This window comes from Mesoplasma chauliocola (assembly GCF_002290085.1).
Classification (GTDB): Bacteria; Bacillota_I; Bacilli_A; order Mycoplasmatales; family Mycoplasmataceae; genus Mesoplasma; species Mesoplasma chauliocola.
Genome location: NZ_CP023173.1, coordinates 631,907 through 646,059, shown reverse-complemented (window position 1 = coordinate 646,059; position 14,153 = coordinate 631,907). Strand labels below are relative to the sequence as shown.

At 27.5% G+C, this 14,153-nt stretch carries 9 protein-coding genes and 10 tRNA genes; all 19 read left to right on the top strand.

What is annotated here, in order from left to right; all coding sequences use genetic code 4:
* The 19 genes from CK556_RS02920 to CK556_RS02830 all read left to right on the top strand — a co-directional run bounded on the left by CK556_RS02920 (window position 1) and on the right by CK556_RS02830 (window position 14,112).
* The gene (locus CK556_RS02920) at window positions 1–921 is read left to right on the top strand and encodes a carbohydrate kinase family protein (RefSeq protein ID WP_027875605.1); all 921 of its coding nucleotides are present in this window, start codon (window positions 1–3) and stop codon (window positions 919–921) included.
* Window positions 922–1,006: 85 nt separating this feature from the next.
* The gene (locus CK556_RS02915) at window positions 1,007–1,852 is read left to right on the top strand and encodes a Cof-type HAD-IIB family hydrolase (RefSeq protein WP_027875604.1); all 846 of its coding nucleotides are present in this window, start codon (window positions 1,007–1,009) and stop codon (window positions 1,850–1,852) included.
* A gap of 338 nt (window positions 1,853–2,190) precedes the next feature.
* Window positions 2,191–3,243, top strand: coding sequence for a spermidine/putrescine ABC transporter ATP-binding protein (potA, locus tag CK556_RS02910; protein WP_027875603.1), 1,053 nt, complete (start codon window positions 2,191–2,193; stop codon window positions 3,241–3,243).
* A gap of 5 nt (window positions 3,244–3,248) precedes the next feature.
* Complete coding sequence (potB, locus tag CK556_RS02905; protein WP_027875602.1) at window positions 3,249–4,244, top strand: spermidine/putrescine ABC transporter permease; 996 nt, start codon at window positions 3,249–3,251, stop codon at window positions 4,242–4,244.
* Window positions 4,208–7,519, top strand: coding sequence for a spermidine/putrescine ABC transporter permease/substrate-binding protein (potCD, locus tag CK556_RS02900; RefSeq protein WP_027875601.1), 3,312 nt, complete (start codon window positions 4,208–4,210; stop codon window positions 7,517–7,519). Before potB ends, potCD begins: the two co-directional genes overlap by 37 nt.
* Before the next feature lie 60 nt (window positions 7,520–7,579).
* Window positions 7,580–8,557, top strand: a complete 978-nt coding sequence (locus CK556_RS02895; RefSeq protein ID WP_027875600.1) for a hypothetical protein — start codon at window positions 7,580–7,582, stop codon at window positions 8,555–8,557.
* 2 nt (window positions 8,558–8,559) lie between these two features.
* A complete protein-coding gene (locus tag CK556_RS02890; RefSeq protein WP_027875599.1) occupies window positions 8,560–9,570 on the top strand; it encodes a hypothetical protein in 1,011 nt (336 codons plus the stop codon).
* An 82-nt stretch (window positions 9,571–9,652) separates the two neighbouring features.
* Window positions 9,653–9,727: transfer RNA gene (locus CK556_RS02885), tRNA-Cys, on the top strand.
* A gap of 141 nt (window positions 9,728–9,868) precedes the next feature.
* Window positions 9,869–9,945, top strand: a tRNA-Arg gene (locus CK556_RS02880).
* A gap of 48 nt (window positions 9,946–9,993) precedes the next feature.
* Window positions 9,994–10,070, top strand: a tRNA-Pro gene (locus CK556_RS02875).
* 12 nt (window positions 10,071–10,082) lie between these two features.
* A tRNA-Ala gene (locus CK556_RS02870) sits at window positions 10,083–10,158 on the top strand.
* A gap of 10 nt (window positions 10,159–10,168) precedes the next feature.
* Window positions 10,169–10,245, top strand: a tRNA-Met gene (locus tag CK556_RS02865).
* 7 nt (window positions 10,246–10,252) lie between these two features.
* A tRNA-Ile gene (locus CK556_RS02860) sits at window positions 10,253–10,329 on the top strand.
* Window positions 10,330–10,365: 36 nt separating this feature from the next.
* Window positions 10,366–10,458, top strand: a tRNA-Ser gene (locus CK556_RS02855).
* 9 nt (window positions 10,459–10,467) lie between these two features.
* Window positions 10,468–10,543, top strand: a tRNA-Met gene (locus CK556_RS02850).
* Between the two features lie 7 nt (window positions 10,544–10,550).
* Window positions 10,551–10,627: transfer RNA gene (locus CK556_RS02845), tRNA-Asp, on the top strand.
* 3 nt (window positions 10,628–10,630) lie between these two features.
* Window positions 10,631–10,706, top strand: a tRNA-Phe gene (locus CK556_RS02840).
* A 102-nt stretch (window positions 10,707–10,808) separates the two neighbouring features.
* Complete coding sequence (locus CK556_RS02835; protein ID WP_027875598.1) at window positions 10,809–11,507, top strand: hypothetical protein; 699 nt, start codon at window positions 10,809–10,811, stop codon at window positions 11,505–11,507.
* Between the two features lie 37 nt (window positions 11,508–11,544).
* Entirely contained in the window at window positions 11,545–14,112 is a 2,568-nt protein-coding gene (locus CK556_RS02830; protein WP_027875597.1) for a hypothetical protein, read from the top strand.
* Window positions 14,113–14,153: the final 41 nt, after the last annotated feature.

Genomic DNA, 14,153 nt, shown 5'->3' with positions numbered 1-14,153 from the left:
ATGAAGAATATAGTTTCAATCGGTGAAGTACTAATGGATATTTATTCAGAAGACAACAATATAAAAGCAGAAGTTGGTGGTGCATCTTTTAATGTAGCATGTTCAATTGGCGCAATTAACACAAATAATAGTTACTTTATGGGTAGTTTAGGAAATGATCAATATGTTGAATCAATTTCAAAATTCATTAAAAAATTTAATATTAAAAATGATTTTATTCAAGAAAGCGACAAGGCTACAACAATTGCAAAAGTTACTTTAGATGAAAATAAGGAAAGATTTTTTCAGTTTATAAGAAATAGCGATGCTGATTATGATTTAGCGAAAGAAGATAAAGAAAAATTAACAAAAATTGACTTTATTCATTTTGGGAGTGCAACTGGTTTTTTACCAGGCAATTTAAAAAAATCTTACAGTGAATTATTAGAAATAGCTTTACAAAATAACATAAAATTTTCTTTTGATCCAAATTTTAGAGACAAATTATGAGTAACAGATGAAGAAATTTTAAATTTTAAAAATCATTGTAAAAAATATATGGAAAATGCAGATTTAATTAAATTATCAGAAGATGAACTACTATTGTTAACGGATATTGAAATTCAAGAAGAAGCTATTAAATCTATTATGTTAAAAAATCCAAAATCTTTAATTTGTATAACTCGTGGATGTAATGATACAATATTTGCATGAAAAAATGAACTATACTATGTTCCAACAATTTTAGCCGAAAATTTAGTTGATACAACTGGAGCAGGGGATGCATTTATTTCAAATTTAATTAATGATTATGTTTCATTAGAAATTAATAATGAATCTTCTGTTGATCAAATTACAAAAATTATTAAAAGATCTAATATGTTTGCTAATAAGACAGTTCAACATTTAGGAGCATTAACTTTTTTAGAACATTTAAATTAGATGACTAGGATTAAGGTCCTAGTTTTTTTCATATCAAAATCATATTAATATATAATTTAAATAAATAGCTATTAAGAGGTAATTTATGATAAAAATGATAATTATAGATATTGATGGAACTGTTTACCATCATGTATATGGAATTCACAAAAAAACAAAAGAAGCAATTTTAAAGGCAAAGGAATTAAACATACCTGTAATTATTGCAACAGGCAGAAATATAACAACAATTTATGATATAGCTAAGGAGCTTGAAATTGATGATTCAAATAATCCATTTGTTTCACAAAATGGTGGTCAATCATTTACTTTTAAAGACAAAGAAACAAAAGATTTAAAAATACATTATACATCTACTTTTGATATTTCACTTACAAAAGAATTGTTTGAAAAAGCAAACAAAAGTAAAATTAAAATTTTTGCATATTCAGAACAAGAGAAATATGCCTATTGTAATAAAAAAATAAGTGCATTTAGAACATTTATGAAATTTAAAACAAAGCGACAAAAATTGATTAACTATTCTAAATGAACTAATTTTGAAAAGTTAAAGGTAAGTAAATTTATTTGCTTTGGTAAGACTAAAAATATGGCTTCTTTTAGAAATTTTGCAGAGGATAATGATGTATCTATTTTCGCTTTTAGTTATGTTTCAGAAGCACGTGCAAATATTGAACTAAATCCAAAAGGAATAGATAAGTCATATGGTCTACAATTTGTTTGTGAAAAGATGAATATCGATCCAAAAGATGTAATTTATTTTGGAGATGGAGAAAATGATATTGCTGCATTAAAATGAGCAGGTAAAGGAATTGCTATGGCAAATGCTAAAGATGAAGTAAAAGCTGTAGCAAATGATGTAACGGATTTAACTGTAGAGCATGGTGGAGTTGGAGATTATTTATTTAAAAATGTGTTTAATAAACAATAATTAAAGAGATTTTAAATCTCTTTTTTATTTGTTAAAAAACAAGTTTTTTAACATTTTATAAATTAATAATATAAAATTTATTTAGTTGTTTTCAAAAGGAGTAAAAGCTATGAATTTATTACAATTTAAAGAAATTTTAAATTCGCAACAATATCTAATTCTTGAATGATTAGATGTTGCTTTTAGTCATACCCAAATTTTTGAAACTATTTTAGAAACTGAAAGTCTCTCCCTTAAGTAGGAAGTCAAATTAATAACGACTTCTATTTTGTCATATTTTGACATGCTTTTTTGAGTTTTGTACTCACATAATCAATATGAAAAACAAGGAGAACTAAATGGAAAATAATATTATAGAGTTACGTAGTGTAACTAAAGACTATGATGGTAAAGTTGTTCTTAAAGGAATAGATTTAAACGTTAGAGAAGGAGAATTTATAACTCTTTTAGGACCATCAGGTTGTGGAAAAACTACAACATTAAGAATCATAGCAGGTTTTGAAAAACCAAATAGTGGACAAATTATGTTTGAAGGTAAGGATTTATTACCAATACCAATTAACAAAAGACAATTTAATACAATTTTTCAATCATATGCATTGTTCCCACATTTAAATGTGTTTGATAACATTGCATTTGGTTTAAGAACTAAAAAAACAAAAAAAGATATTTTGCAACGTGAAGTTTTAAAACAAATTAGACAAGTAGGTCTAGAAGGATTTGAAGATAGAAACATTAATGATTTATCTGGGGGACAAAAACAACGTGTTGCTATTGCCAGAGCATTAGTTATGAAACCAAAAGTTTTATTACTAGATGAACCATTAGCTGCACTAGACGTTCAGTTAAGACAACACATGCGTGAAGAATTAAAAAGATTACAAAGAGAAATCGGAATTACTTTTTTAATGGTTTCTCATGATCAAGAAGAAGCATTGAGTATTAGTGATCGTGTTGTTGTAATGAACGAAGGTTCAATTCAACAAATTGGAACACCTGAAGATATTTATAATGAACCAGAAAATTTGTGAGTTGCTAAATTCATAGGGCAATCAAATATTATTGAAGACGGAATATTTGTTGAAGATAATAAAGTTAAATTTGATGGAAAAGAATTTGTTTGTAATGATACAAACTTTGGAAAAAATGAAAAATCAATTGATATTGTAATTCGACCTGAAGATATTGAAATCAAAAAAGCAAACACAGGATTTTTTAATGGAACAGTTATGCATACAACATTTAAAGGTGTGCACTGAGAATTGTTAGTTGAAACTACAAAAAAAAGAATTTGAAAAATACACACAACACAAGCATTTAAAGTAGATGATAAAGTATCTATTAAATGAAATGACGAAGCTATTCACGTTATGTGAAAAGAAGTGGAATAAGTCTAATGGCTAAAAAAGAAAAAGAAATTTCTGTTAATTTTGATCAAGAACAGCTTGAGACAGCAATTGATAATGAAATTGCTCGTGAAAACAAAGTAAAAGTTCGTCAAAAAATTAAAGAAATTAATAAAACATTAGGAAAAACTAAAATGTTTAACTTTGCAAAAGGTAAAGCATGACCAATATTATTACCTTTCTTTGTGGTAATGATTGCGTTAGTTATAATTCCTATTGTTTCAATCGTTGTGTATTCTCTAGTTCAACCAAGTGGAGACTTAAAAATGTTTGAAATAAGTCTAGAAAAATTTATTAGACTATTTAAAAATGGAAATATAATGATGTCAATGGGATTAACAATTGCTTATGCATTTATAGCATCACTATTTTGTATAATTTTGGGTTACCCAATTGCCCTAATTATGTCTGAAATGAGATCAAAAATATTGGCTAAAAACATGTGATTATTAATTACAATGCCAATGTGAATATCAATGCTATTAAAAGTATTGGGGCTAAGAAGTTTATTTCTAATAATGGCGCCTAGTGCATTAGGAACTCAAATAGCAATTATCATAGGAATGACATACATGTTTATTCCTTTTGCAATTACTCCTATTTATGATGCGTTAGACTCAAGAAGAAGAGATATTGAAGAAGCAGCAATGGATTTGGGATGCTCAAAATATAGAACATTCTGAGGTATTACTTTTAGATCTTCAATGCCTGGAGTTATTACTGCTATTACTCTTGTATTATTACAAGCTGCAACATCATTGATTGTTGTTCAATATATGGGTAATGGAAAAATTAACTTAATTACAACAATTATTGAGTCATATTTCTTTAAAGGAAGTGACTTTGGGTTTGGAGCCGCAATTAGTGTAGTATTGGCAGCAATGGTTTTCTTACTAATGATGGTATCTAAATTCTTTACAAATAAATTTGAAAAGAAAGGAGCTAAATCATGAAAAGATTCGTCAGATCAACTTACTTTGCTTTAATTTTATTAGTTATCTATGTGCCTATCGGGGTTATGATTTTGTTTTCTTTTAACAGTGGATCATCAGTTTCAAACTGAATGGGTTTTAGTACAAGGTGATATGAAGAGTTTTTCAAAAACTCACCTTTTATTAAATCAATTATTACTTCACTATTCGTAGCGGTTGTTTCAACTGTAATTAGTGTTGTTATTGGAACAATGGCTGCAATTGGTTTAAGTAGATTAACAAAAAGAAAACAAAGCAAATGAATGTCAGTTGCTAATATACCTTTAATTAACGCAGATATTATTACAGCAGTTGCTTTAATGGTAGTTTTCTTAATTAGTGGTTTAAAATTTGGTATTTTTACATTAGTTATGGCCCATGTTTCATTTAATGTGCCTTATGTATTAATAACAGTTATGCCAAGACTAAGAAAAGTAGATAAATCAATTATTGAAGCAAGTTATGACTTGGGTGCAAAAACAAGCACTGTAATCTTTAAAATTATTTTACCTATTTTGAAACCTGCGATTATTATTGCAACAGTTATTGCATTTGCAATGAGTTTTGATGACTTTATCATTTCTTATTTTACTGGTGGAGCTCAAACTAACGTTTCATCATTCATTTATTCAGCAAAAAGAATTAAACCATACATTTTTGCATTTGGAACTATGATGGTTGGAATTATTGCTTCAGGAGTTGTAATTTGAAATGCTTTCTTATTTGCAAAAGAGAAAAAAGAAGCAACAAAATTACAAATTAAAAATGGAACTTATAAATCAAAAAATATTTATAAATTAGAAAAAGAAATTAATGAGTTAACAAATTCTTTAAATACAGCAACAAAACGCAAAAGAACTCTTAATTTATCAATTTGAGTTAAGTATTATATTTTAAAATGAAAACTGAAATTTGCTAATTCAAAAAACTATGATAAAAAAATTGCTAAACTTGAGTGAAAAAGATATAAATTGCAAAATACAATTAACCGTGAAAAACGTTATGCTTCAAGATTAAAAAAAGCTGAAGCAAAGCAAAAACAACTTGAAAAACAATTAGCAAAAACAACAGAGGTTAAAAAAGCAGCTAAAATTTCAATTCAGTTAGAAAAAATTATTGAAAAAGTAACTTTCTTATCTGAAGAGATTGCTTGACTAAATGAACAAGAAAAAGAGGCAAAAGAAAAAGCTGCTTCAATTAATAAAAAAATTAAACAATTAAAAAAGGATTTTAGAGCAGAAGTTGATCCTTCAAAAAGCACAATCAACTGATACAATAAAAAAATTAAGTATTATGAAGAATGAAAAATTGAAGTTGAAGAAGGAAAAAATAACTTTAAATTAAGAATGATTGTTGAGAAACTTAAAGATATTAAACAAATTAATGATAATAAAATTAATGATCTATCAAGTAGATTAGATTTAGTTGCGACACAAGCATTTAGAAGAGTAAATATTTCTGAAAATTTAAATAAAAAATTGCAAGAAAATCCAAACAATACTAGATTGATTGAATTAAAAAAACAAAGATTTGAAAAGTTTGAAATAACTCAATCAAAAATGATTCAATTAAAAAATGAAAAAATTGATCAAATTAAAGTAATTGTTGCAAAACAAAAAGAAAAATTCTTCCCATCAAATATTGATGAAGCTAATTTTACAAAAGGTTTCTTTGCTAGAAGTTGAAAAATTATAATGGTTTCTTTATTAGTTTTAGTTTCATTTACTGGTCTAACAGTAGCATTCGTTATGAATAATATTTATGACTTAGTTATTGGTAACTGAGGTGAATATATTGATCCTTCACTAATAAAAGAATTTGAAAAAGAATATGATGTTAAAGTTAATTATCAAGAATATGATTCAAATGAAACTTTATACAATAAGTTATATACTTTTAATTATGATTTAATGGTGCCAAGTGATTACATGGTACAAAAATTAGCAGAAGAAGGAAAATTAGAAGCTTTAGATTATTCAAAAATTAATGCATGATCAGAAGAATTTGGTGATGATGAAAATAAAACATCAATTAACAAAAAGCCTGAAGATCCAACAAAAGCATTAGTAAAAAATGAAGAATTTGAAGTAGAATCAGAAACAAAAGAAACAGAAGCTTTAGAAATCAGTAATGAATTGTTAAATGTAATGTACAAATCAAAAGTTGAACTAAAAGAAGGTGAAACTGAAGAGGAAGGTTTACAAACAGGAACTATTATTGATTATGCTATTCCTTATTTATGAGGAGATTTAGTTATAGCTGTTAATCCAAATTCAAAAGGTACAAGTAGAACAAGTTCAAATCCTGATGCATCAAATATTAAATGATTACTTGAAACTCATCCTGAAACATTATTGAAAAAAGAAAAAGGTAATGAAACAGCTAAATGAGAAACAGTTACACAATCTGAACAATATGATAATAATTATGATTATGCTATGAACAACTCAGAACTTTCATGAAGAATATTATGAGATGCCGCAAAAGATGGAAAAGAAGTTGTTTTAAATGAAGATCCTAAAAATGTTTTTGCAATTGCAGGACAAGTTTTATATGGAACAGGGAATTTAACTAAACAAAGTGAAATTGACGGAGCCGCAAAAGAATTGAAAACTTTACTTGGTTATAAAAATGTGGGATTACAAGGAGATTCATTGATTTCAACAGCAAGCGAAGGTCAATTTGACTTTGCAGTTATGTATAATGGAGATTTATCATATGCAAATGTTGTTTATAATGGTGAAGATACTCTTGATGGTGATGAGGATGAAGATGACGACTTATATTCACTAGCCTCAAAAGCAGAAGATGAAGATGAATCAAAAGTTTATTTCTTATATGGAAGACCTAATGCAGAAATTGAATCAAAAGATGATTATACAGAAAATGGCGAAGATCCTTCAACTCCAACACACCAAACAACAAATATTTATTCTGATAATTTAGTAATGTCTAAAAATTCAAATCATAAAGATATTGCATATGATTTTATTAATTTCTTTATTGAACATGCACAAGATATTTCAGATTTTACAGGAACTCCAACAGGATTTGTTGAAACAATGGAATCAGCAACTGCTGAACCTGAATATGATGAAAATGGTAAATTAATTGAGGAAGAGGGAACATACTATAGATATGCAGAAATGTTTAAACCTATAATATTACATGAAGATGATGGTAATGGTAAGGTAGCATACAATGATACTTTCCTTCAGCCGTTCTTTAATAATAAATTAGACCCTAAATTAATTGACGCTTTCAACACATTACGTGCTGGTAAACAATAATTTAAAAATAAGTATATAATCTTAAAAAGGTTATATATTTTTTATTTAGAAAGGTTAAAAATGAATTATTTTAAATTAAAAAAAGAAAGTCTTAAGAATTGATTTAGTAATTATTCTCTAAAAGACTGAAGATTTTGATATAAAGCAATATTTGTTTTAATAATGACAATTGTTGTTTTATATAGTTATATCCAAGCTTTTGTTTCATCATCAAATAATGTTGCTGAACTTAATAAGTTAATTAATAATAATCAAGAACAAACTTGGACAATTCAAAGTATTTTGCAATATGGAATTGATAATAATTCCAATTGAATTAGTACAACAAAGAATGGTGTAACTTCTATTAAAGGGGTTATTGTATTTACAACAACTACTGATGGTGTTTTAAAGGCTAGTTATCAGCCATTTGAACAATTAGTTTACATGTCATCATTTTTTACATTAATAAGTAACTTGTTAATACTAATTTGAATGTATGTTGCATTATTGAAACCCTATAATGAAGGTAAAAAAGGGATTTTAAATAATAGGGGAGCATTAATTTTCACTACTTATATAACAATCACATTTTTACTTTACAATATTATCTTAAGAGCAACAGTTTCAATGGTTGACAATAATTTTATAAGTCATCTAATTAATGAAATGTTCCATACAGTAGCACCAATTGCTTTTGTTGGATATGTTATTTTTGGAATTAAAAGAGAAACAAAAGACTTACTAAGTTTTAAAGATTTAAAATTAACATGATTATATGGAATTAGCGGTTTAATCGGTTATGGTGTTTATGCAATAATTAGAGGTTTAATTATGGTTGCTGGTGGAACTCCTGGTTCAAGTCAACTAGCTTTCCCATATCCATTTTTACAAATAACTGAAAAAGCAGTTAAAATGGGAAACATTGAACTTCCAGGAATAGTTTTATTTTTAATATTTGTTGTAGTTATAGCGTCTATATGTATTGGATTTACATCTTTATATAGAGTTATAATGTTAAAAATAATTAATGTAAAATTAAAGAAAAAAGGAGAATAAAAATGCATAATAATTTTTTTAAATTAAAAGCAGATCAAACAAAAAATTGATTTTCAAATAATTATTCTTTAAAAGATTGAAAATTTTGATATAAGTTTTCTTTTGCTTTAATTTTGCTTGCAGTATTATTAATGAGTTACTTAAAACCGATGATTAATACAAGTCTTTCAGTAAGCGAAATCAACCGTCTTATTCAAGAAAATGGAATAAAAACAATTGAAGAGTTAATTAAAGTAGGTAAAGAAGGAGACTACAGTTGAATAGTACAAGTTAAAGTTAATGGCGAAATGGTGGATCAAATTACTTCATTGATAAATTTTAATGTAGATCAAAATAGCTTATTGCATGCTAACTATCAACCGTTTGAAGATATTTGATTTAGAACGTCATTCTTTACTTTACTAAGTAATATATTAGTTCTAGTATGAATTACAAATGCATTATTAAAACCTAACAATGAAGGTAAAAAGGGATTAATTAGTTCAAATGGAGCAATTTTAACTGCAACATTTATAACAATTACTTTCTTGATTTATCAACTAAGTCTAAGACCAACAGTTATTTCAACAGGATTAGCAGCTAATAAAACAATTTTACAAGCCTTGTTCCCTAACGTTACATCTGTAATTGAAAATGAAGTATTTCATACTTTTGGTCCAATTGCTTTTGTTATTTATGTTATCTTTGGAATGAAACATGAAAGTAAAGAAAATATTTCAGAATTTAAGTTTTTAAAGAAAAATTGAATTCAGGGAGTAGTAATTTTAATAAGCTATGCTTTATATGCAATAGCTAGAGGTTTAATTAAAGAAGCTGGTGGAACTTCTCCAACTTCTATGTATGCTTATCCATATTTCTTTTTACAGGTAACAACTCCAGCAAAAGATGGTTTACTTGGTGTTCCAGGAATTGCGTGATTTTTTATATTTGTTGTTATAATAGCAAGTATTTACATTGGTTTTTCAACACTTTACAAAATGGCTATTATAAAAAGAATTGATAAAAATAAATAGTTAATTAAATCAAGGTAAAACTTGATTTATTTTTTAATTTACTTATGTAGTTTTTTTATATATACTAATATAGTGAAACTATGGCGGCATAGCCAAGTGGCTAAGGCATGGGTCTGCAACACCCTGATCATCGGTTCGAATCCGATTGCCGCCTCCAATAAAAATAAAAATCGCTTAATACTACATTAAGTGATTTTTTTATTCTATTTCAAATTTATAAAAAATCTATTGTTTTTTTTCTAAAACTTATTTATAATAAAAAAGTCCCTTAAATTAAGGTGTACCAATAATAACAAATGCGCCCGTAGATCAATTGGATAGATCGTTTGACTACGGATCAAAAGGTTGGGGGTTCGAGTCCCTCCGGGCGCACCAATTAAAATCTTTAATGTTATTATTGAAAAAGTAATAACATTGTCGTATCGGGAAGTGGCTCAGCTTGGTAGAGCATTCGGTTTGGGACCGAAGGGTCGCAGGTTCGAATCCTGTCTTCCCGACCATTATATTTTTGTGGGCCCTTAGCTCAGCTGGGAGAGCACCTGCCTTGCACGCAGGGGGTCGTCGGTTCGATCCCGATAGGGTCCACCATTTTTTTTACGGCGGGGTAGCTCAGTTGGTTAGAGCGTTCGGTTCATACCCGAAAGGTCGCGAGTTCAAATCTCGCCCCCGCTACCATAATTAAGGACCTTTAGCTCAGTTGGTTAGAGCATCCGGCTCATAACCGGACGGTCATTGGTTCAAGTCCAATAAGGTCCACCACTAGTTAATAATATGGTTGCAACTTGAATATTACATGGAAGATTACCCAAGTCCGGCTGAAGGGATCGGTCTTGAAAACCGAGAGTCGGGGAAACCCGAGCGGGGGTTCGAATCCCTCATCTTCCGCCATTTTTTTATCGCGGGGTAGAGCAGTTGGTAGCTCGTCGGGCTCATAACCCGAAGGTCGTAGGTTCAAGTCCTGCCCCCGCAACCATTTTAATGGCCCCATAGCGAAGTTGGTTATCGCGCCTCCCTGTCACGGAGGAGATCACGGGTTCGAGTCCCGTTGGGGTCGCCATTCGGTTGTGTAGCTCAGTTGGTAGAGCAGCAGATTGAAGCTCTGCGTGTCGGCGGTTCAATTCCGTCCACAACCACCACTTAAAAAATAAAATAAAAAGCACAAATGTGCTTTTTTTATTTATTCTAATTTTAAAAAATGTAAAATTATATTATTAAACAAGAAAAGGGGGAAGAATAAAATGTTAAATAAAATAAAAATAAAAAAGATAATAAAAATAACTTTATATTTAAGTGCTATTGCATATTTTGTTCTATCCTTTATGGCTGCATTTGGTTCTATTTCAATTAATTCAACAAGTTTTTTAAGTCGTGAGTATGAAAAATTAAATAACCTATTTTCTATAATTATCATTATTTGACTAATAACTGAAATATTAAGATTTTTTTCAAGAAATGATGATGAATTAATTAATAAAAGAAAACTTGTAATTTTATCAAGAAAAGAAAATGTTCATTCAATTATTAAACTGATGTTTTTAATTGTTCCATTATTATTATTAAGAATGACAAAATTTTTGTTTTCAAAAACTTTTAATAGCAATTTACCAGTAATGACAGAAATGTTGTCAATTGCAATTATAGTTATTTCATTAGCTATAGTAATAACAGCTATTTACATTATAACAATCTATATATTCAAGAAGGATTGATTAACAGAAGAAACAGGAGATATTAACTTATCAACTTGAATTGATACTTATAAACCAAATAATACTAAAAATAATGAATGTGATGAAATAAACACTATTGTGTTAATTGAATTTATCAAGCATTTTTTAGCATGTACAACAAAGGAAATTAATTTAACAATTCAATCTAATAAAACTAAAGCAATTGTTAATAATAGAATGAGAAATATGCCACCAATAAATAACTAATCTTTTATTAATTTTTAGAAGAAAGAAGGTTAGAAAAATGAAAAAAACAATAACATTACTGGCAGCAGTTGGAATTGTTTCTGGAGCAAGTACATCTATTGTTTCTTGTTCATTTATGGGTGATAAGGACAAAGGCAAAACAACTGATCCTAAAACAAAAGATATAGAGGTAAGTCAGGTATTATTAAAAAAAGAAGTTCAAGATTTATTGAATAATCAAATTTTTAATAGCAAAGAAGATGCAATTAAAGTAATTGAAAATAAAAAAGATTGAGATTTTAAAGGATTAGAAACAATCAAAGCAAGTATCTATGGTTCAAATAAAGAATCAATTAATATTAAAGCTAAATTAAAAAATGGATATGTTTGAATGAAAGCAACCAGTGGAGAATTTAGTGTAAGCATAGGAATTGATAATACTGTAAAATTAAAACAAATTTCAGAAGAAATAAGTAAAGCCTATTTTGATGACATAGATAGTGCTAAAACAAATATAATAAACAAATTTGAAGAAGTTAATGGAATAAAGACTGTTGAAATTATTGAGCAAACAAAAATGAAATCACAATTTAGTTTTGAAGTTGAATTAACTTATGAGGGAAACATAACAGGCCCTAAAAAACAATCAGTTATAATTAATTTAAAAAATAATTTAGCAACAGATGTTTACGCAGTAAATGAATCTGTAAGTAAAAATAATAAAAAATATAATAATAAACTAGAAGCTGAAAGATATATTATTTCTTCGTTAAAAGCAATTAATGGAGTTTCAAATGCTTCGGTTTCATGAGATCAATATGCACCATTGCGATATACCACAAAAATTTCATACGATGAATCTGCATATGGGCCAAAAACACAAGAAGGAAGCATTGTTTTACGTAAAAACTTGGCATCATCAATTAATAGCATTAAAAATAAACTTGAAGCTGTTGAATATAAAAATAGTGTTGATCCAAAAGCTAATTTTATTAATGAATTAGATAAATTAGAAGGTATTGATAAAGTTGAGTTTATTTGGGTTAACGAAGATACTTATGAATATAAGATTAATCTAACTTACAATAATGATTATTTTGGCCCAAGTTCTATTTCAGGAACATTAACAAAATATAAATCAGCGCAATTTGAAGAAATTCAAACTCAACAAATTGATATGAGATTAGGTAGTTCAATTATTGTTGATGTAAAAGGAAAAAATCTCGAATCTAAAAATCTTCAAGCAACATCAAGTGATGCTTCAGTAAAAGTTAGTTATAGCGATCAAAAACTAACAATTACAAGTAGCAAAAATGATAACTTTGAAACAGTTATAAAATTATGAGATACACAACAATCAGATGAGTCAGTTGAATTTAAAACAATTGTGGTTCCAAAACCAGAATTAGCTACAACTATTAATTCTGAATATGGTTGATATTTAAATCGTGAAAAAGTTGAAGAAATTTGAACAAGAAATTTTGACAACAATAAAAATGATAACTTTGAATATGTTACTCAACTAACTGGAATAGAAGGAAATGTTGAGGACTATATAGATATTTCATTAAAACATGATGGAGAAGATCAACAAAAATTCTACTTTAGATATAAATTTAAAAAAATGTTGCCAGTTGAAGCTAATATTCAAATTGGTTTAAAAATAAATAATCAGGTAGTTGCTTCATTTAAGTTGAAATTATGAGATGAAACAAATATATCAACAAAAATAAATTCTATATTAGAAGAAATAAAAGAAAAAAATGTTTATAAAGATCAACAAATTGATGAACTGAAAAATAAAGTAATTTCTGAAGTAAATAATATTGAAGGTGTCAACAACTCAATATTTGAGTGAACCAATAAAGATGATTTTGAATACAAAATTTCAATAACTTATGAAGTTGGATACACAGGTTCTTTTGTGTATACAAATAAAGGTACTAAATACTTACCTGCTGAATTTAAAGAAGCAAGTGATATAACTTATGATATGAGAAAACCAGAACAAAATACATATAAGGTTTATGGTAAAAATTTAAAAGGTAAGTCATTTGGAATTAAAATGAATAACAACGACGTTCAAACTGAAATAATTGATGGAATTGGAGTTGAAAATGATTTAGAATTTTTAACTATTAAAGTAGTTTCATCAAAAATTATAGATAATACAAGGATTAAAATAAATATTTATGAAATAGATGATGAATCTAAGGAAGTTGAAATTTATGCAAACATTGAAGCATTTCCTTATATTCCTCTTCCATCGTGAGAAATGAATAAATACAATAGATTAAGACTTGAAATAAATCAAGTGAGAACACTTAGATTTATAGTCAAAAATTTTAATCCTGAAAAAGACATTTTAAACGTTTATCAAGATGATGAAAAAGAAACAAATATTAAAACAATTCAACAACCCATTTTAGTAAATGATAAAACAGGAGAATTTGAATTAAAACTTGAAGGTAAAGCTGTTAATGGTTATATACCTAGTTGAACTGTTATTTCAATAGATATTAATAATAAAACTAAATTAAAGGTTGTAACTCAAGTTTCAGAAAAAACAGGTTGAGGTGCAGGACCTGGATGAACTTGAAATTCTGAAGGGATAACTTTATTATAAAAAATAGATAAGTTTAATTAAAACCATTTAAAATGGTTTTT